This is a genomic window from Agreia bicolorata, from assembly GCF_000938265.1.
GTDB lineage: Bacteria > Actinomycetota > Actinomycetes > Actinomycetales > Microbacteriaceae > Agreia > Agreia bicolorata.
In genome coordinates this window covers 224,612-241,574 of sequence record NZ_JYFC01000003.1, presented here as the reverse complement: position 1 = coordinate 241,574, position 16,963 = coordinate 224,612, and the positions used below count along the sequence as shown (strand labels likewise).

At 66.4% G+C, this 16,963-nt stretch carries 22 protein-coding genes; 16 read left to right on the top strand and 6 right to left on the bottom strand.

The features are described from left to right. Positions 1-13: 13 nt before the first annotated feature. A complete protein-coding gene (locus TZ00_RS08025; RefSeq protein ID WP_044440731.1) occupies positions 14-745 on the bottom strand; it encodes a phosphotransferase in 732 nt (243 codons plus the stop codon). 228 nt (positions 746-973) lie between these two features. Between TZ00_RS08025 and TZ00_RS19640 the strand changes: the two genes are divergently transcribed. The 7 genes from TZ00_RS19640 (at position 974) to TZ00_RS07990 (ending at position 5,821) form a co-directional block, all read left to right on the top strand. Continuing rightward, positions 974-1,345, top strand: coding sequence for a hypothetical protein (locus TZ00_RS19640; RefSeq protein WP_044440729.1), 372 nt, complete (start codon positions 974-976; stop codon positions 1,343-1,345). A 7-nt stretch (positions 1,346-1,352) separates the two neighbouring features. Further along, positions 1,353-1,757, top strand: a complete 405-nt coding sequence (locus TZ00_RS08015; protein ID WP_052521398.1) for a phage holin family protein — start codon at positions 1,353-1,355, stop codon at positions 1,755-1,757. Continuing rightward, a complete protein-coding gene (locus TZ00_RS18785) occupies positions 1,754-2,107 on the top strand; it encodes a DUF3618 domain-containing protein (RefSeq protein WP_052521397.1) in 354 nt (117 codons plus the stop codon). Before TZ00_RS08015 ends, TZ00_RS18785 begins: the two co-directional genes overlap by 4 nt. Positions 2,108-2,191: 84 nt before the next feature. Then, complete coding sequence (gene hemQ / locus TZ00_RS08005) at positions 2,192-2,908, top strand: hydrogen peroxide-dependent heme synthase (RefSeq protein ID WP_044440726.1); 717 nt, start codon at positions 2,192-2,194, stop codon at positions 2,906-2,908. After that, entirely contained in the window at positions 2,905-4,068 is a 1,164-nt protein-coding gene (locus TZ00_RS08000) for a ferrochelatase (protein ID WP_044440724.1), read from the top strand. Before hemQ ends, TZ00_RS08000 begins: the two co-directional genes overlap by 4 nt. A gap of 32 nt (positions 4,069-4,100) precedes the next feature. Then, positions 4,101-5,033 (top strand): hydroxymethylbilane synthase, encoded by a 933-nt coding sequence (gene hemC, locus TZ00_RS07995; RefSeq protein ID WP_044440722.1) that lies wholly within the window; start codon positions 4,101-4,103, stop codon positions 5,031-5,033. Beyond that, the gene (locus TZ00_RS07990; RefSeq protein ID WP_078715480.1) at positions 5,033-5,821 is read left to right on the top strand and encodes a uroporphyrinogen-III synthase; all 789 of its coding nucleotides are present in this window, start codon (positions 5,033-5,035) and stop codon (positions 5,819-5,821) included. The genes hemC and TZ00_RS07990 overlap by 1 nt, the downstream gene beginning before the upstream one ends. A 56-nt stretch (positions 5,822-5,877) precedes the next feature. Here the strand turns inward: TZ00_RS07990 and TZ00_RS07985 are convergent, their stop codons facing one another. The 3 genes from TZ00_RS07985 to TZ00_RS07975 all read right to left on the bottom strand — a co-directional run bounded on the left by TZ00_RS07985 (position 5,878) and on the right by TZ00_RS07975 (position 8,059). Further along, entirely contained in the window at positions 5,878-6,246 is a 369-nt protein-coding gene (locus TZ00_RS07985) for a GntR family transcriptional regulator (protein WP_044440718.1), read from the bottom strand. Next, positions 6,243-7,139: a hypothetical protein gene (locus TZ00_RS07980; RefSeq protein ID WP_044440716.1), complete on the bottom strand. Its 897-nt coding sequence runs from the start codon at positions 7,137-7,139 to the stop codon at positions 6,243-6,245. The genes TZ00_RS07985 and TZ00_RS07980 overlap by 4 nt, the downstream gene beginning before the upstream one ends. Before the next feature lie 128 nt (positions 7,140-7,267). Then, positions 7,268-8,059 carry a DeoR/GlpR family DNA-binding transcription regulator gene (locus TZ00_RS07975; protein WP_044440715.1) on the bottom strand — a complete coding sequence of 264 codons (792 nt, stop codon included), beginning with the start codon at positions 8,057-8,059 and terminating at the stop codon, positions 7,268-7,270. A gap of 87 nt (positions 8,060-8,146) precedes the next feature. Here TZ00_RS07975 and TZ00_RS07970 point away from each other — a divergent pair, with 87 nt between their 5' ends. From TZ00_RS07970 to hemL, 5 genes are all read left to right on the top strand, one after another. Next, entirely contained in the window at positions 8,147-8,794 is a 648-nt protein-coding gene (locus tag TZ00_RS07970) for a bifunctional 4-hydroxy-2-oxoglutarate aldolase/2-dehydro-3-deoxy-phosphogluconate aldolase (RefSeq protein ID WP_044440714.1), read from the top strand. A 101-nt stretch (positions 8,795-8,895) separates the two neighbouring features. Beyond that, complete coding sequence (locus TZ00_RS07965; RefSeq protein WP_044440713.1) at positions 8,896-10,215, top strand: MFS transporter; 1,320 nt, start codon at positions 8,896-8,898, stop codon at positions 10,213-10,215. Between the two features lie 13 nt (positions 10,216-10,228). Then, positions 10,229-10,798, top strand: a complete 570-nt coding sequence (locus tag TZ00_RS07960) for a P-loop nucleotide/nucleoside kinase family protein (protein ID WP_044440712.1) — start codon at positions 10,229-10,231, stop codon at positions 10,796-10,798. Positions 10,799-10,867: 69 nt separating this feature from the next. Next, positions 10,868-11,854, top strand: a complete 987-nt coding sequence (gene hemB, locus TZ00_RS07955) for a porphobilinogen synthase (protein ID WP_044440711.1) — start codon at positions 10,868-10,870, stop codon at positions 11,852-11,854. A 4-nt stretch (positions 11,855-11,858) separates the two neighbouring features. Then, positions 11,859-13,238: a glutamate-1-semialdehyde 2,1-aminomutase gene (gene hemL, locus TZ00_RS07950; protein ID WP_044440710.1), complete on the top strand. Its 1,380-nt coding sequence runs from the start codon at positions 11,859-11,861 to the stop codon at positions 13,236-13,238. A gap of 58 nt (positions 13,239-13,296) precedes the next feature. On the opposite strand, the gene TZ00_RS07945 is transcribed toward hemL, so the two are convergent. Next, a complete protein-coding gene (locus TZ00_RS07945; protein WP_044440709.1) occupies positions 13,297-13,728 on the bottom strand; it encodes an Asp23/Gls24 family envelope stress response protein in 432 nt (143 codons plus the stop codon). A 115-nt stretch (positions 13,729-13,843) separates the two neighbouring features. On the opposite strand from TZ00_RS07945, the gene TZ00_RS07940 reads away from it, so the two are divergent. The 4 genes from TZ00_RS07940 to TZ00_RS07925 all read left to right on the top strand — a co-directional run bounded on the left by TZ00_RS07940 (position 13,844) and on the right by TZ00_RS07925 (position 15,863). After that, positions 13,844-14,410, top strand: a complete 567-nt coding sequence (locus TZ00_RS07940; protein ID WP_044440708.1) for an RNA polymerase sigma factor — start codon at positions 13,844-13,846, stop codon at positions 14,408-14,410. Then, a complete protein-coding gene (locus TZ00_RS07935; protein ID WP_044440707.1) occupies positions 14,407-15,045 on the top strand; it encodes a hypothetical protein in 639 nt (212 codons plus the stop codon). The genes TZ00_RS07940 and TZ00_RS07935 overlap by 4 nt, the downstream gene beginning before the upstream one ends. After that, the gene (locus TZ00_RS07930; protein WP_044440706.1) at positions 15,042-15,362 is read left to right on the top strand and encodes a hypothetical protein; all 321 of its coding nucleotides are present in this window, start codon (positions 15,042-15,044) and stop codon (positions 15,360-15,362) included. Before TZ00_RS07935 ends, TZ00_RS07930 begins: the two co-directional genes overlap by 4 nt. 108 nt (positions 15,363-15,470) lie before the next feature. Continuing rightward, positions 15,471-15,863 carry a hypothetical protein gene (locus TZ00_RS07925; RefSeq protein WP_044440705.1) on the top strand — a complete coding sequence of 131 codons (393 nt, stop codon included), beginning with the start codon at positions 15,471-15,473 and terminating at the stop codon, positions 15,861-15,863. Between the two features lie 9 nt (positions 15,864-15,872). On the opposite strand, the gene TZ00_RS07920 is transcribed toward TZ00_RS07925, so the two are convergent. After that, positions 15,873-16,940 (bottom strand): alkene reductase, encoded by a 1,068-nt coding sequence (locus TZ00_RS07920; RefSeq protein WP_044440704.1) that lies wholly within the window; start codon positions 16,938-16,940, stop codon positions 15,873-15,875. Between the last annotated feature and the right edge of the window lie 23 nt (positions 16,941-16,963).

The window sequence follows — 16,963 nt, the reverse complement described above, 5'->3', positions numbered from 1 at the left end:
GGGAGGACCGGTCTCAGCCGGCCCGTCGCACCTCACGCAGGTACCGCGCCTCCGACTCGTAGTACGCGGCCTCGTCGCGAAGGTGCGGCTTCGACAGCTCGTCGGCCTTCTCGATCGACATCTGCGCTAGATCGACGAGCCGGATGATCGCTACGCGAAGCACGTCATCCCAACTCGCGTCGGAGCCGTACGCCTCGAGGATGATGCCCACCCGCCGCCGTGCCTCCTGCATGCTGGGCGCACCGTCGGGTGTCGACGCGGTCAGCGGCACGATGCGGGTCGCGAGGTAGGCGATGTCCCACAGGCGCGGGCCGGGCGAGCACATGTCGAAGTCGATCGCGCCCACGAAGTGCCCGTCAGAAAAGGCGAGGTTGTGCGGAGAGAAGTCGTTGTGGCAGATCACCTCGGCCGGCACCTTGCTGAGCGACTGCCAGACAGCATCGTCGAGACCGAAGCCGATGCTGGCGTCGTGCAGCTCGCGCAGCCTGCCGGCGCATTCGGTGAGCAGGGAGTCGCTCCACACCCACTCCGGAAGCGGATACAGCGGCACATCGCCCTCGATGAACGAGAGCCGCTCGCGCTCGCCCTCGATGCCGAGCGGGCGCGGAGCCCAGTCGATTCCTGCTAGGGAGAGGTAGTCGAGGTATCGGTGCACGGTGGGAGTCCAGGGCCCGGCCTGCCGAAGAACCGTGTCGCCACTCCGCTCCACCACGTTCATGTTGCCGCCCGACAGAAGTCCGTCCATAGCGCCAGCATAGAAGCCGGCGCGGTGGCGAATGGTGCCCTGGGCGACGGATGTTGCCGGTCGCCCAGCAACATCCGTCGCCCTGGGCAACACCCGCACCGCAGTGAGCAAGCCCGGCTCGCACCTCGCGTCTAACACACCCGCAGTGGGAAAGGGATCCCGTTCGCCGCACAGGCAGCAAGGTCTACGCTTATAGCTCACGCCAACTCTCTATGGATCGGAGTCGTTATGCGCGGCAAGTTGATTTTGGTGGTCGGACTGGCCACAGGTTACGTTCTCGGCTCGCGGGCCGGCAGGCCGCGGTACGAGCAGATCAAGTCGGGCGCTGAGAAGGTGTGGAACCTCGCTCCCGTGCAGCAGGTAGCCGGCGCCGTGAAGGAATTCACCGGTCAACGCGTCGACACCGTGCAGCTGAAGGCGGGCAACGCGACCAAGAAGGCCGTGCGCTCGCTGCTTCACCTCGACGACACCCCCTCGAAGCCAACCGGCTCGAAGACCGCCGGTCCGGCGAAGAAGACGTCCACCGCCAAGGCATCTACCTCGAAGACCTCGACGATGAAGTCGGCGACGCCGGCTCCTGCCACGGCAGACGACGAGTAGGCCCGTCGTGACGAACATTCCCAACCCGGCTCGAAAGAAGTCGCTCGGCGAACTTCTCGGAGAGCTTCCCGGCCTGCTCACGAAACTCGTCAAAGACGAGATCGAGGGCCTGAAGCGCGAGATCACCTCGCGCCTCGCGAAGCTGGGAGTCGGCGCGGCGCTGTTCGTCGTGGCCGCTCTTCTCGGCTTCTTCGCACTCGCGGTGCTCATCGCCGCCGCGGTGCTTGGCCTCGCAACGGTCTTCCAGCCCTGGGCGGCAGCCTTGATCGTGGCCGGTGCGCTGCTGGTCATCGTCGCGATTCTCGTGCTGGTGGGTGTGCGCTCGATCAAGAAAGGCATTCCCCCGGTTCCCGAGAACTCGGTCGACAGCCTCAAAAAAGACGTCAACGCGATCAAAGGACTCGGCCGATGAGCAGTGACCGAAAAGACGCACCCGTCGACGCCGCCGCCATTCGCGCGACGACTCAGATGGCGAAGACCGCTCTGCAGGGCGACGGCAAGCCGGAGGCTCCGCAGCGCAGCTCGGCAGAGCTCGCCGCCGACATCGTCAAGAACCGCGAGGCGCTGGCCGCCAACCTCGATGCCATCGAGTACAAGCTCAACGTGCCGAAGCAGGCCAAGCTCGCCGCGGCAGACATCTCGAACAAGATCCGCGTGCTGCGCGACGAAAACCCCGTGGCCCTGGCCGCGGGAATCGGCGGCCTCGCGGTCGCCGTGGGCGGGGCAGTCTTCCTCGCCGTGCGGCTCATCTCCCGACGCTGACGCGTCGCGCATCCATCACCGTCGTCCGTCGGGCGGCGCACATCATCCGAACGGCGACTGAGCCGAGCAAGTGAATGAGGAATCATGACTGACCCGACAGTCGATCAGACGACAGCGCCCGCCGAAGAGGTCATCGGCTACACCCTGTGGGCTGTCTTCCGACGCAATCCCGCCCGCCCGACCGCACTCGACGGACACGACGTGGCGAATGCCGTCGGCCAGCTCGACGACGCCATCGCGATCGTCGAGGCCGAGGGCGTCGTCGTGCGAGGACTCTACGATGTGTCGGGCCTTCGCGCGGATGCCGATGTTATGTTCTGGCTGCACGGTGCCGTTCCCGAGACGCTTCAGTGGGCGCTCCGCGAGCTGCGTCGCACAGGGCTCATCGAGCCCCTGCTTCCCACGTGGAACGCCCTGGGTGTGCACCGCGCCGCCGAGTTCAGCGCGAATCACCTGCCCGCGTTCATGCGTGGCAAGGAGCCGGCCGCGTGGCTCACCGTGTATCCGTTCGTGCGCAGCTACGAGTGGTACCTGCTGCCCGACGAGGAGCGTCGCGCCATGCTCGGCGAGCACGGACGAAAGGGCAGCCAGTTCACCAGTGTTCTCGCCAACACGGTGGCCTCGTTCGCCCTCGGTGACTACGAGTGGATCCTCGGCCTCGAAGACGACAACCTGCTGAATCTGGTCGACCTCATGCGCGATCTGCGCCAGACGGATGCCCGTCGGCACGTGCGCGAGGAGGTGCCGTTCTACACCGGTCGCCGAATCACCACGGCCGAGCTCATCGAGGTGCTGCAGTGAGCGAGCTGGTTCTCAACGCGACGTCGGCAGCGGCCGAGGGCCCCGAGCATGTGACCGAGCCCACCCAGTACGACGCCATTCTGCTGGCCTCGTTCGGCGGACCGGAAGGGCAAGACGACGTCATCCCCTTTCTCCGCAACGTCACGCGGGGCCGCGGCATCCCCGAGGAGCGGCTCGAAGAGGTTGCCCACCATTACCGTGCCTTCGACGGCATCAGCCCGATCAACGCGCAGAACCGTGCCCTGCAGATTGCTCTGCAGGCCGAGGTCGACCGCCGTGGCCTGAACCTGCCCGTCATCTGGGGCAACCGCAACTGGGATCCGTACCTCGCCGACGCGCTGCGCGAGGCATCCGCCGCGGGTCACAAGAAGCTGATCGCCATCGCCACCAGCGCCTACAGCTCGTACTCGAGCTGCCGCCAGTACCGCGAGGACTTCGCGATCGCCCTTGAAGAGACGGGCCTCGGCGACGAGCTCGAGATCGACAAGGTTCGCCAGTTCTTCGACCACCCCGGCTTCGTCGAGCCGTTCATCGAGGGCGTGCGCGAGGCGTTCGTCTCGCTCTCGGCAGAACAGCCCGACCTCAACCTCGAGACCGAGGTCGAGGTTCTGTTCTCGACGCACTCGATTCCGTCGACGGATGCCGCCCGCTCCGGCCCCGAGGCCCGTGGCTTCGGCGAGGGTGGCGCATACAAGGCCCAGCACCTCGCGGTGGCCGAGGCCGTGATGCTCGCAGCGGAGTCCAGCGCGCCGTGGCAGCTCGTGTTCCAGTCGCGCAGCGGCCCGCCCTCGATGCCGTGGCTCGAGCCCGACATCAACGATGCGATCGCCGAATTGCCGGCCCGCGGCATCCGGGCGGTCATCATCGTGCCCCTCGGTTTCGTCAGCGACCACATGGAGGTGAAGTGGGATCTCGACAACGAGGCTCTGACTTCGGCCTCCGAAGCCGGCCTCGCGGCCGTGCGGGTGCCGACCCCGGGCATCCACCCGGCCTATGTATCGGGACTCGTCGATCTCGTTCTCGAGCGGGTGAACGCAACGCCCGCGGCTGAGCGCCCTGCAGTGACGAAGCTCGGCCCCTGGTACGACGTGTGCCGCCCGGGTTGCTGCGAGAACGTACGCTTGGGGTTCAAGCCCGCTATTTCCGGGCTCGCTCCCTAGCCTCCTCGCTCCATTCTGAAAGCTCTTCTGTTGTGACCCGAACACTTCGTATCGCCACCCGTGGTAGCGCGCTCGCTCGCGCCCAGACCGGCATGGTCGCCGACCAGATCACCGCTGCGACGGGCGTGCCGACCGAGCTCGTGATCATCAAGACAGAGGGTGATACGTCGCGCGAATCGCTGGCATCTCTGGGTGGAACGGGCGTGTTCGCGAGTGCTTTGCGCGAAGCTCTGGTGCGCGGCGAGGTCGACATCATCGTGCACTCGCTCAAAGACCTGCCCACGGCGGCCTACCCCGGTCTCGTGATCGGCGGGGTTCCCGAGCGGGAGGATGCGCGCGATGTTCTCTGCACGAAAGATGGGGTCTCGCTCGCCGATCTTCCCGAGGGTGCCCGCGTGGGAACCGGTTCTCCGCGTCGCCGTGCCCAATTGTTATCACTTCGTCCTGATCTAGAGGTCGTAGATATTCGAGGGAATGTCGACACACGACTACGATCGGTTGAACGGGAAGACCTTCACGGCGTCGTGTTGGCTGCAGCCGGGCTCGAACGATTGGGTCGGCTGGCGGAGGCGTCGGAGTTCTTTGATCTTGAGCTGTGGCCGACCGCGCCCGGCCAAGGCGCTCTCGCCATCGAGGCGCGAGAAGGAGACGACATCACTGAGCTGTTGAGCATCGAACACGGGCAGACACGCACCGCTGTTCGAGCCGAACGATCTGTTCTCGCCACCCTCGAAGCCGGATGCGCCGCGCCGATCGGCGCGCACGCGACGCTCGACGGCGATCTGCTTGTTCTCACCGCTGTGGTCTACGACCCGTCTGGCGAGGCCGAGCTCGGATGCACCCGCCGCGCAACTCTCACCGGTATCGACGACGGTGTGGTGGCTGAGGCGCTCGGCGCAGCGGTCGCCGCGCAGCTGCTCGAAGATGGGGCGGCAGAGCTTGCGCCGCTCGGAGGGGCTGCATGATGACGCCCTGGAGCAATCGTCCGCTCGGCGGATGGCGCGTGCTGGTGCCGCGAGGCGGCCCGTGGGGCCACGGCGTCGCATCCGATCTTCGCGCGGCCGGAGCGACGCCCGTCGTCGCTCCCATGATCAACTTCGCGCCCGCCGACGACGCCGAGGCGTTGAAAGTGACTCTCGCATCGCTCGCCGCCGGCGCCTTCGACTGGCTTACCGTCACGAGCGCCACCACCGTCGACGTTCTCTCGGCGCATCAGGCGACTGTTCCGTCGTCGACGCACATCGCCGCGGTCGGAGAGACGACCGCTGCGGCCCTCACGGCCGCCGGCTACCAGGTCGACCTCGTTCCGCCGGAGGACAACTCGGCAAAGGGTCTGCTGCGCGAGCTCGCGCAGTTCGAGCAGTACGGAGCGGAGTTGCGCATCCTCACGCTGCGCAGCGACATCGCCAAGCCCGTTCTGACCGAGGGGCTCATCGCCCGGGGTCACACGGTCGAATCGGTCGTGGCTTACAGAACCATCGGCGTTCCCGTCGACGAGGCCATCGTTCGAGACATTCAGGCGGGAGCCTTCAAGGCGGTGCTCGTCACCTCGGGAAGCGTCGCCGAGCAGATCCAGCTGCAGCTCGGCCCTCTGCCAGAGACCATGATCGTGGCCGCGATCGGCCCGCAGACCGCTCGCGACGCAGAGGCCTACGGCGTGCGTGTCGACCTCGTTGCCAAGGAGCGCAGTGCCGTGTCGTTGATCGACGCGATCGTCGAAATGGCCAAGGCGGCCAAGGCAGACGACGAGTAGCGCGCCCGCGCTGGTCGCGTAGGCCGCTTGATCAGATCGAGACCCGCCCACCCCGATCAGTGGGCTGTGATCTCGTTTCCGAGCGACGCCTCGATGAGGGCGATAGCGTTGCTGCGATTGATACCTAGTCGCTTCATGCGAGTGGCGAACTCGAGGGCGGCCGCCTGTGCCTCTTGTCGAACACTGTCTCCGTTAGCCGCGACAAACGTGCCGGCGCGGCCACGTGTGAGAACGAGACCAGCTTCTTCAAGCTCCTTGTATGCGCGTGCGACAGTATTGACGGCAAGTCCTAGGTCGCCGGCCAGTCTGCGGACCGTAGGAAGCCTCACTCCGGCAACTAGCTCGCCGCTCAGGATCTGGGAAAGAAGTTGCAGGCGAACCTGCTCGAAAGGTGGGGTTGCGGCCTCAGTGTCGACTTCGATCATCGCGATGCTTCTCCCAGCTTGCTTGAGCGCCGAATTTTTTGAGCGGGCAGCACCCTGGCACGAAACGAGAACACGACTGAGAGAGTGACACAGACGACGGTCGCGTACGCGATGAACGTGGATACGGGCGGGCTTGCTATGAGCAGAACCTCGGCTCGAGGGTCGACCGCCGCTACGAGCTGAGGCACGGAGATGATGAACGCCAGTACTCCGAGGCTCAAGGCGGAACCCGCACCGTCACGCACGATGTGAACTCGCTGAAGATCTTGCCGGTGCAGAGCGTCAACGGATTCCGCCGACGAAGCACGGGTGATGAGGATTCGAGCTCCGACCTCGGTCAGGATCAGAACCAGCAACGCGGGCACGACAACGAAGGCAGAGACCTGCGGGTAGACCGTCGACGAATCGTACGCTGTCGTTCGTGCCGCGATGACGTATTGCAGAACAAGGGCGATGCCGGCCGCCACGACGAGAACTCGCGCTGCCCAAAGCACTGGCGACGACACGTAGTCACGGAGGGAGACCGCGCGCGAGTGTCCAACTCGCCGAGTGATCTGTTCGCGCCCCTTGGCGCCGGCGATGGTGCCTGCGGCGGCTTGCCCGACCAGGGCGCCGGCGACGGCGGGCAGCACGATGAAGCCGGTCGCAGGCGAGCCCCTGTCGGCGCCGACGAAGAAGACGAAGAGCGAACCGAACAGAGTGCCGCAGGCCAGGCCGAGGCCGAGGCCTCGCAGTCGCCAAACTCTCCAGAACCTCACGTGCCTGTCTCTCGTCTTCGAGAACGAGGGTGCAAGCAAGAACAGGAGCAGGCCGAGGCCGAGCCCAACGCCGAGAACAATCCACGTAGAGATGGCGACGAATGGGATAGTGCTGACCAGGAACGACCAGTCCATGATGACCTCTTTTGTGTTCGACCTTTGTATTAGGTAGATAAGACAAAGAGTGACACACAATGCAGATTCGTGCAATCGTCAAGGCAGACGACGAGTAGCGCGCCCGCGCTGGTCGGGTAGCCGCGCGGTCAGATCGATGCGAGTCGCAGATCGACGCCGAGCTCGGTGACGGCAGAGCGCCCGTCGTCGCTGAGCTCGGCGTCTGTGATGATCACGTCGATGGCGTCGAGCGGCGCGACCTTGAACCGGTCGAAGGTGCCGAACTTCGTGCTGTCAGCCAGGAGTACGCAGGTGGATGCGGCATCCATCGCAGCGCGCTTGAGCGAGACCTTCTCGGTGGTGGGCGTAGTGAGTCCGTGCGCAAGATCCCACGCGCCGGTGCTGAGGAAGGCGAGGTCGATGCTCACTGCTCCGACGGTTGCGGCGGCGAGGGGGCCGCTCGATGATCCACTTGAGATATCCACGGCTCCGCCCGTGTGGATGGTCTCGATCCCCGGATAATCGAACAGCGTCGTGACCACGAAGAAGTCATTGGTGACGACGGTCAGCCCTTGTCGGGTCGCGATAAAAGGCACGACCGCCTCGCACGTCGTGCCCGCATCGAGGAAAACCACCATCCTGTCGCGCACAAGCCCTGCCGCGAGCTCGGCGATCGCCCGTTTGCGGGGAAGCTCGAGCATGGCGCGCGAGCCTCGCTCGCGAGGGAGTTCCCTCGACGTCCACTCGCTGAGGCGCACCCCGCCTTGAACGGATGCGACCTGGCCGCTCTCCTCCAGCGCTGCGATATCCCGTCGCACGGTCATGTGCGAGACGCCGAGGAGCTCGGCGAGATGCCGGATGCTCAGGACGCCGGCGCTCCGCAGTAGGCGGAGCACCTCCTGATGGCGCTGTTCCGGGATGAGAGGGGAGGTGGAAGACATCCCCGCCAGCCTAGCTCTGACGCCGAGCGCAATCTCGCTGACGAAGTTTGTGATGATTCGTGAATATTTGGGTTAGCATGAGTCGATATGTTAAAGAAATTCGACGTCCTTGACCGCATCAACAGCACCGGCGCCATCCTGATCGTTCGTCTCGACAGCGGCGAGGAGGCGCTTGAGGTCTCGCGTGCGGCGGTAGCCGGAGGCATCCGTGCCCTCGAGATCACCCTCTCGGTGCCGGGGGCTCTCGACGTCATTCGCACTCTCTCGACCGAGTTCGCCGACCAGGGCATCGTCGTCGGAGCGGGAACCGTTCTCGACTCCGAGGCGGCATTCGCCAGCATTCAGGCGGGTGCCCGCATGCTGGTCAGCCCCAATCTGAACCCGGCCATGATCGCCACGGCGAACAGATACCAGGCGGTCACCGTCAGCGGTGCCTACACGCCCACCGAGATCGTGGCCACCATGGAGGCCGGAGCCGACATCGTCAAGCTGTTCCCGACCGACGTGATCGGCCCCGACTACGTCAAGACGGTGCTCGCGCCGCTGCCCCAGGCCCCCATCCTTCCGGCGGGCGGGGCCACACCCGAGAACGTCAAGTCGTGGTTCGACGCGGGCGTGGTCGGCGTAGGCGTGGGCAGCTACATCACCAAGGCGGCCCGGGTGGATGGCGACTACCGTCGCGTGACGCGCGCGGCCGAGACCTTCCTCTCAGCCATCTCTGAAGCGCGGAGTTAGCTCCGCGGCCGTACCCGTCGCATCCGCACCACAGCGCAGCAGCAGCACCATCACCGCGTCGCCGCTCGTCGTCGATGAAGAACACAAAGGAGTGAACCGCAATGAGTCGAACAACAACAGAGGCGCCGATCCTCAACGCCCAGCAGAAGAAGAGCGTGCGGATCCGGTGGTTCCTCGTGGGCTTTCTGGTGCTGGGAGGTGTGGTCAACTACCTCGACCGCAGCACACTGAGCGTCGCGAACACCACCATCGCGGGTGAGTTCGGCCTCGACGCCTTCCAGATGGGTCTGCTGCTGTCCGCCTTCTCCTGGCCCTATGCCATCGCGAACCTGCCCGCCGGCTATCTCGTCGACAAGTTCGGGCCCAAGAAGATGTTCGCGTTTGCGGCCGGTGCGTGGTCGCTCGTATCAATCGTCAGCGCGGCCGCCAATTCGTTCGGCTTCCTCTACGCCGCCCGCGTCGCCCTCGGCATCGCCGAGTCTCCGTTCTTCACCTCGGCGCTCAAGGTCAACGAGCGCTGGTTCAACAAGAGTGAGCGGGCGCTGCCTGTCTCGCTCGTCAACACGGGCTCGCAGATCGCCAACGCCATCGCCCCGCCTCTGCTCACCTTCTTGCTGCTGACCATGAGTTGGCGGGGAATGTTCGTCATCGTCGGTGTGCTCGGGGTCGTCATCGCCCTCGTCTGGCTGCGCATCTACCGCGACCCGACGCTCAAAGAACAGGCGATGATCAAGGGCGCCGAAGCTCAGGCCAAGGCCATCGCATCGGTCGAGAAGGTCGGCTGGGGTCAACTGTTCAAGTACCGCAACACCTGGTTCATGATTCTCGGCGCCTTCGGCATCTTCTACACCGTCTGGGTCTACCTCACCTGGCTGCCGAGCTACCTGCAGACCGCGCGCGGCTTCAGCCTCTCCGACAGCGGATGGCTCGCCTCGCTGCCGTTCCTCTGCGGAATCATCGGCGTCGTCTTCGGCGGATGGCTGTCGAGCAAGCTCGTCAAGAGAGGCGTGGGCACCGTGCTCGCCCGTAAGATCCCGATCGTCGGCGGGGCGCTCCTCGCTGCCGCCGCGGTGCTGCCTGTGGCCTACGTCGACAGCACTCCGCTCGCGATCGTTCTTCTCTCGGTCGGCTACTTCGCATCGCAGGTGCCCATCGGGTGCTTGTGGACGCTCGCCTCGGACATCGCCCCGTCGAACCAGGTCGCATCGCTCGGCGCCATCCAGAACTTCGGCGGCTTCATCGGCGCGGCTGTGGCGCCGGTCGTCACCGGAGCGGTGCTCACCGCAACCGGCGGCAGCTACACCCTGGTCTTCCTCATCGGTGGCATCCTGCTGCTCGTCGGAGCGCTCTCCTATGGATTCTTCGTGAAGGAGCGTCCCGAGCCTGCGTCTGAGCCGGTGGATTCGGTACCGTCCCACTAGGGAGGAGGAAGCTATGACCGTCAGGCTGTACTTCGTCATCGGGCCTGCCGGCTCGGGCAAGTCGACCGTGAGTACCCGCATCGCCCGCCGCATCCATGCCGCCTATCTCGACAAAGACAGCGTCGCCACGCTGTTCACCGAGGCGCTCATCGAGGCGGCCGGAGGCGACAAGAACGAGCGAGACAACAACGAGTACTACCAGCGTGTGGTGATGGATCTCGAGTACCGCACCCTGCTCCGGCTGGCGGGCGACAATCTTCGCCTGGGCAACAGTGTGGTGCTCGACGCTCCGTTCGTGCGGTACTTTCCCCAGGCCGACTTTCTCGAGCGGGCGGCGGGGGAGAACGCGTGGCCCGACGACGTGGAGATCGTCGTCGTGCACGTGACCGTCGATGGTGTTCGCGTCAAAGACCGCGTCGTCGACCGAGGATACGAGCGCGATGCCTGGAAGCTCGCGAACTGGGACGAGTTCTGGGCCACGGCGCAGGCGGCCGACTGCTCATGGCGGGGCGCCCATCACGTGCTTTTCGACAACAGTGCAGACGGCGCCGACTCCGAGAGCCTCGACGCGATCGTGGCGTGAGGGTTGGCCGGATGCCGGATGCACATGCACCCCGGCTCCCGTCCAGCGCACGCGGATAAGCTGGAACCCATGACCTCCGGCTTTCCCGTCGTGCGTGCGCGCCGTCTTCGCGCCACCCCCGCCCTTCGTCGACAGGTGGCCGAGACCCGGCTCCACCCCGCCGACCTCGTGCTGCCCCTCTTCGTTCGCGAAGGCTCCGAGCCTCGCCCGCTGAACTCCATGCCCGGCGTCGTGCAGCACACGCTCGACTCCGTCCGGGGCGTGGTCGCCGAGGCCGCCGCCGCCGGAATCGGGGGAGTCATGCTCTTCGGCGTTCCCGAGCACCGCGACGCCACCGGCACCGGCGCGACCGACCCCGACGGCATCCTGAACCAGGCCACCCGCGTGATCGCATCCGAGGTCGGCGACGAGCTGGTCGTGCAGACCGACCTGTGCCTCGACGAGTTCACCGACCACGGCCACTGCGGGGTTCTGGGTGCCGATGGCCGGGTCGACAACGACGCCACACTCTTGAGATATCGCGACATGGCGCTGGCGCAGGCCGACGCGGGTTCGGCCCTGCTCGGTCTCTCGGGCATGATGGACGGTCAGGTCGCCGCTGTGCGCGACGCCCTCGACGGCGCCGGACGCAGCGACGTTGCCGTGCTCGCCTACTCGGCCAAGTACGCCAGTGCCTATTACGGACCATTCCGCGAGGCCGTCGAGTCGACCCTCACCGGCAACCGGCGCAGCTACCAGCTCGATCCCGCCAACCGCCGCGAGGGCCTGCGCGAGGCGCAGCTCGATGTGGAGGAGGGCGCTGACATCGTCATGGTGAAGCCCGCCGGCAGTTACCTCGACGTGCTCGCCGATGTCTCCGCCTGGTCACCGGTTCCCGTCTGGGCCTATCAGGTCTCGGGGGAGTACGCCATGATCGAGGCCGCTGCCGCCAACGGCTGGATCGACCGCGACCGCGCGATTCTCGAGTCTGTTCTCAGCATCAAGCGGGCCGGCGGCGACACCGTTCTCACCTACTGGGCGACCGAGCTCGCCACGACCCTCCGACAGGGAGCCTGACCTCATGACCCGCAACGACGAACTCTTCGACAGGGCGCGCATCTCGATTCCCGGCGGCGTCAATTCACCGGTGCGCGCCTACCGCTCCGTCGGCGGAACGCCGCGCTTCCTCACCTCGGCGAAGGGCGCCTACGTCACCGACTCCGACGGCACGCAGTACGTCGACCTCGTCTCGAGCTGGGGCCCTGCGATTCTCGGCCACGCGCATCCCGAGGTCGTCGCGGCCGTGCAGGATGCCGCCAGTCGCGGCCTCTCGTTCGGTGCCTCGACCCCCGGTGAGACCGAGCTCGCCGAACTCGTGCGGGCCCGCGTCACCAGCGGTGGAGTCTCGCCGATCGAGAAGATCCGCCTCGTCTCCACCGGAACCGAGGCCACGATGACGGCCATCCGTCTCGCCCGCGGATTCACGGGGCGCGACGTGCTCATCAAGTTCGCCGGCCACTACCACGGCCACTCCGACTCCCTGCTGGCCGAGGCCGGCTCGGGTCTCGCCACGCTGGGGCTGCCCGCATCCGCCGGTGTGCCCGCGGCGACCGCCGCGCTCACCCTGGTGCTGCCCTACAACGACCTCGACGCTGTGCGCGAGGCCTTCGCGCTGCACCCCGGACGCATCGCCGCGATCATCACCGAGGCCGCGGCCGCCAACATGGGCGTCGTGGCTCCGGATGCCGGATTCAACGCCGCCCTGTCGGCCATCGCCCACGAGCACGGTGCGTTGCTCATCGTCGACGAGGTGCTCACCGGGTTCAGGGTTCACCCCGCGGGCTATTGGGCGCTCGAGTCCGAGGCGCAGGTCGCCGCGGGGTCGGATGCCGCGGTGTCCCAGTCATACGTCCCCGACATCGTGACGTACGGCAAGATCATCGGCGGCGGAATGCCCCTGGCGGCACTCGGCGGACGGGCCGATGTCATGGACTTCCTCGCGCCCCTCGGGCCGGTCTACCAGGCGGGAACCCTGTCGGGAAACCCGGTGGCCGTTGCCGCCGGCATCGCCACGCTGACGCTGGCCGACGCATCTGTCTACGCGCACCTCGACACCACGGCCGAGCTGCTGAGCGCATCCGTGTCTGAGGCGCTGGCCGACGTGGGCGTCGCGCACGCGGTGCAGCGCGCCGGAAACCTCTTCAGCTTCGTGTTCGGCGACTACTCGCCGTCGGCTGGAGGTGCCCCGCGCAGCTACGCCGACGTTCAGAGGCAAGACGCGTTCCGGTATCCGGCGTTCTTCCACTCGATGCTCGACTCGGGGGTTTCGCTTCCGCCCTCGGTGTTCGAGGCGTGGTTCGTGTCGGCTGCTCACGACGATGAGGCGATCGGCCGCATCCTCGCCGCGCTCCCGGCGGCGGCCCGTGCAGCGGCATCCGCATCGCCGACCCTGGCTGTTTAGTTCCGCACCGCAGTGTCACGCCGAACCATTGGCGGGTTCGGCGTGACACCGGCCAAGACTACTGAACGCGGGCTTCGGCCTCGTCGTTCGTGTCGTCGTCGGAGGCGATGTGCACATCGACGATGTTCACATTGACCTCGGTGACCTCCATGCCCACGAGCGTCTCGACCGCAGAGATGATGGATGCGCGAACGCCGTCTGCCACCTGCTGCAGCGGCGCGGGGTACTCGGCGACGATGGTCACGTCGACGGCGACCTGGGTCTCGCCGACCTCGACGCTGATTCCCTGCGAGAGGTCGGTGCTGTTCATCGCGCCTCGGATCGCACCGAGGGCGCGGGCTGCGCCGCCTCCGAGAGCGAAGACTCCGGCGACCTCACGGGCGGCGATGCCTGCCACCTTGGCGACGACGCCGTCGTTGATCACCGTCTTGCCGAGGGCGGTCTGCACGTTGGTCGGGGTGCTTACACTGGTGGGGGTCGTGTTGGCCATGGGGATGTCTCCTTTTTCGGTGTGGAATAGTCTCGTTGATAGGTCGTATCCGGCCGGCAGTTCGTCACAGATCGCACAGAACTTTTTTCGAAGACGAGGGAACAGGGGGAGTTCGGTGAGCGCAGCTCCGTATCGCTTCTCCCTCGAAGACGCCGACGACCGCATCCTGGCGGGCCGCGCTGCAGACGGCGACACCCGCGCGTTCGAGGTGTTGGCTCGGCGATACGGGCCGCTGCTGCGGGCCTACGCCCGCCGCATCCTGGGCTCGAACAACGAGGTCGACGACGTCGTGCAAGAAACCCTGATCACGGCATGGCGCGATCTTCCCTCGCTCAACGACGGCTCGGTGGTCAAGAGCTGGCTTATGCGCATCGCCAGCCACAAGAGCATCGACCGCATCCGCGCACGCAAGAACCACGTCGACGTCGACGATGTCGACGCCGCCCAGCCCGACAGACTCTCGCCCCACGCTGTCAGCGAGGCGACCTCGCTGCACGAGGCGGTGTCGCAGGCGCTGGCCACCCTGCCCCTCGATCAGCAGCGCTGCTGGGTGCTGCGCGAGGTCGGCGAACACAGCTACGACGAGATCGCCGAGCAGATGGGCATTCCCGCCAGCACCGTGCGCGGGCTGCTCTCGCGCGCTCGACGCAATCTCATGACCGAAATGGAGGCCTGGCGATGACCGATTTCGACAACGAATACGACGATCTCGACGGCCACACGATCGACGAACTCAGCGACTACCTCGATCGCGGACGCACCCCGCTCGATCCATCGATCGAGGGTTCTGCGGGGTGCCGCATCGCGCTCAACTCTCTCGAGCGGCTGCGGCAGATCTCGAAGTCGCTCGTCGAGGTGGATGCCGCGGCTGAGGCCCCGCGCAATGACGACTGGCTGGGCGGCATCCTCGAGAGCATCGGCCGTGAGGCGCGAGCCGGGCGCGATATCCCGCTGCTGCCGCCCTCGCCTCGAGCGACCCTCTCGGTGACCGAGGGAGCGGTGCGCGGACTGATCCGGGCCGCTGGCGACCGCGCGGGCGGACTCATCATCGGCCGCTGCCGCCTCGACGGCGACGTCACCGTGCCCGGCACCCCGATCACGGTATCGATCGACGCATCCGTCTTCTGGGGCGAGCGCATAGGCGAGACCGTCGACCGTGCGCGAGAGGCGATCTACTCCGCGCTGCTCAAGCACACGGAGCTCACCATCGCGAGCATCGACATCACCGTGCACGACGTGTACTTCGCGCAGGTGAGCGACGACCAGCCCGACGAGCCCGGTGACGGTTCGGTTTCGAACGAGGGAGACGTGCTGTGAGCGACCAGATGAACGCTTCGGCCTCGAGCATCGATGAGGTCGTGCGGGCTGTTCCCGGGGTCACGAGCGTCTACCCGCAACTGCCCGAGATCCTGGGCCTGCCGACGGTTGTCGCCGATCTTGCGCGGGATGTCGCGGCGCACGTCGGCGAGCCGACCGTGCGCATCCGAATCGGCATCGCCGACGCCGACGCATCGCGCGCCGTGTGCGAGCGGGTGCACGCTGCGGTGCTGGAGCATCTGCTGCAGCAGGCACCCGCGGGCACGCCGGCCTCGGTGCTGCCTCTGATCGCCGTGAGCGTGGTCGCGATCGGCTGAAGTGGCGGTCGGCTGAGGTGGCGGTCGACCACCGGTCGTACTCAGATCGTAACGAGCAGCGACCGGTGAATTGCACATATCGTCAGCTATCGCGGGCAGGATAGACGTATGGCTGTTCTGTTCGTGCATACCGATCGACTCGAGATACGCCTGACCCGGTCCGAGAAGATTCTGTCGTTGCGCCGCACGAACATCGATATTCCGCTCGAGCGCATCCGCTCGGCCGTCATCACCGAAGACCCGTGGGTGTGGGTGCGCGGCATCCGGGCGCCGGGCTCGGCGATTCCGCTGACGCTGGCCGTCGGCACCTGGAAGGTGCACGACGGCAAAGACTTTCTCCTCATCAAGGGCACGCGCACCTCGGTGGTCATCGACATCGATGGCGATGGCTCGGAGTTTATGCGCGTGATCATCACCACGACGCACGCGCTAGAGCTGTTGCGTGCGCTGCGACTGCCTCCCGCCACCGAAGACCCGGCCAAACAGATCGCCACAGACTAGACGAGCAGGCTACAGGGTCGGGTAGTCCGTGTAGCCCTGAGCTCCCGACGCGTAGAACGTCTTCGGGTCGGGCTCGTTGAGCTCGGCATCGTCGCGCCAGCGGCGCACCAGATCGGGGTTTGCGAGCAGGGCGCGGCCGACGACCACCGCGTCGGCGAGTCCGTCGTTCACCAGGCTGCGCGCTTCCTCGCGGGTGGTCGGCGTTGTGAATCCATTGTTCAGAATGACGGCGCCACCAAACCGTGCGCGCAGGTCTTGCACCAGCGACGAGGCGGGAGAAGGGTGCAGCACGCTGAGGTACGCGAGGCCGAGCGGCGCGATCGCATCGACCAGTGCCTCGTAGGTGAGGCGGGTCTCGTCGGCATCGTTCTCGAAGACGTCCTGGATGTTGCGCTCGGGTGAGATGCGCACGCCCACCCGGTCTGCGCCGATTTCTCGGGCGACGGCGGCGATGACCTGGGCGCCGAAACGGGCGCGGTTCTCCGGGGAGCCGCCGTAGGCATCCGTTCGCGTGTTGCTTGTGGGCGAGAGGAACTGGTGCAGCAGGTACCCGTTGGCCGAGTGCACCTCGACACCGTCGAATCCGGCCTCGACTGCGCGGCGAGCCGCGGCGACATGCTCCTCGATGATGCGCACGATGTCGTCTTCGGTCGCGGCGGTCGGAACGGGGTAGGGGAACGCGCCGTCGGGCGTGCGCACCTCGCCCTCGATTGCGGTCGCGCTGGGGGCGTAGATGGTGAGTCCGCTGTTGATGAGCGGATGCGTGACGCGGCCAGCGTGCATCAGCTGCATCACGATCAGACCGTCCTCATCGTGCACAGCGGCGACGACGCGGCCCCATCCCTCGGCCTGTTCCTCAGTCTCGATGCCGGGCTGGCCCGGGTATGCCTGCGCGCCGGCCGACGTGAACGTTCCCTCGGTGGTCACGAGTCCGGCGGTGGCCCGCTGTGCGTAGTGCAGGGCGATGAGCTCGCCGGGAACTCCGCCTTCTTCAGCCCTGAGGCGAGTGAGCGGCGCCATCACGACGCGGTTGTCGAGGTTCAGAGAGCCGAGCGAGACGGGGGAGAAGAGCTGCACGACGATGCTTCTTTCGTTCGATG

What these genes read in the sequence shown, in the direction of transcription:
- TZ00_RS08025 (WP_044440731.1), bottom strand. Translation starts at nt 745, where the DNA reads ATGGACGGACTTCTGTCGGGCGGCAACATGAACGTGGTGGAGCGGAGT.
- TZ00_RS19640 (WP_044440729.1), top strand. Translation starts at nt 974, where the DNA reads ATGCGCGGCAAGTTGATTTTGGTGGTCGGACTGGCCACAGGTTACGTT.
- TZ00_RS18785 (WP_052521397.1), top strand. Translation starts at nt 1,754, where the DNA reads ATGAGCAGTGACCGAAAAGACGCACCCGTCGACGCCGCCGCCATTCGC.
- hemQ (WP_044440726.1), top strand. Translation starts at nt 2,192, where the DNA reads ATGACTGACCCGACAGTCGATCAGACGACAGCGCCCGCCGAAGAGGTC.
- TZ00_RS07990 (WP_078715480.1), top strand. Translation starts at nt 5,033, where the DNA reads ATGACGCCCTGGAGCAATCGTCCGCTCGGCGGATGGCGCGTGCTGGTG.
- TZ00_RS07985 (WP_044440718.1), bottom strand. Translation starts at nt 6,246, where the DNA reads ATGATCGAAGTCGACACTGAGGCCGCAACCCCACCTTTCGAGCAGGTT.
- TZ00_RS07980 (WP_044440716.1), bottom strand. Translation starts at nt 7,139, where the DNA reads ATGGACTGGTCGTTCCTGGTCAGCACTATCCCATTCGTCGCCATCTCT.
- TZ00_RS07975 (WP_044440715.1), bottom strand. Translation starts at nt 8,059, where the DNA reads ATGTCTTCCACCTCCCCTCTCATCCCGGAACAGCGCCATCAGGAGGTG.
- TZ00_RS07970 (WP_044440714.1), top strand. Translation starts at nt 8,147, where the DNA reads ATGTTAAAGAAATTCGACGTCCTTGACCGCATCAACAGCACCGGCGCC.
- TZ00_RS07965 (WP_044440713.1), top strand. Translation starts at nt 8,896, where the DNA reads ATGAGTCGAACAACAACAGAGGCGCCGATCCTCAACGCCCAGCAGAAG.
- TZ00_RS07960 (WP_044440712.1), top strand. Translation starts at nt 10,229, where the DNA reads ATGACCGTCAGGCTGTACTTCGTCATCGGGCCTGCCGGCTCGGGCAAG.
- hemB (WP_044440711.1), top strand. Translation starts at nt 10,868, where the DNA reads ATGACCTCCGGCTTTCCCGTCGTGCGTGCGCGCCGTCTTCGCGCCACC.
- hemL (WP_044440710.1), top strand. Translation starts at nt 11,859, where the DNA reads ATGACCCGCAACGACGAACTCTTCGACAGGGCGCGCATCTCGATTCCC.
- TZ00_RS07945 (WP_044440709.1), bottom strand. Translation starts at nt 13,728, where the DNA reads ATGGCCAACACGACCCCCACCAGTGTAAGCACCCCGACCAACGTGCAG.
- TZ00_RS07935 (WP_044440707.1), top strand. Translation starts at nt 14,407, where the DNA reads ATGACCGATTTCGACAACGAATACGACGATCTCGACGGCCACACGATC.
- TZ00_RS07925 (WP_044440705.1), top strand. Translation starts at nt 15,471, where the DNA reads ATGGCTGTTCTGTTCGTGCATACCGATCGACTCGAGATACGCCTGACC.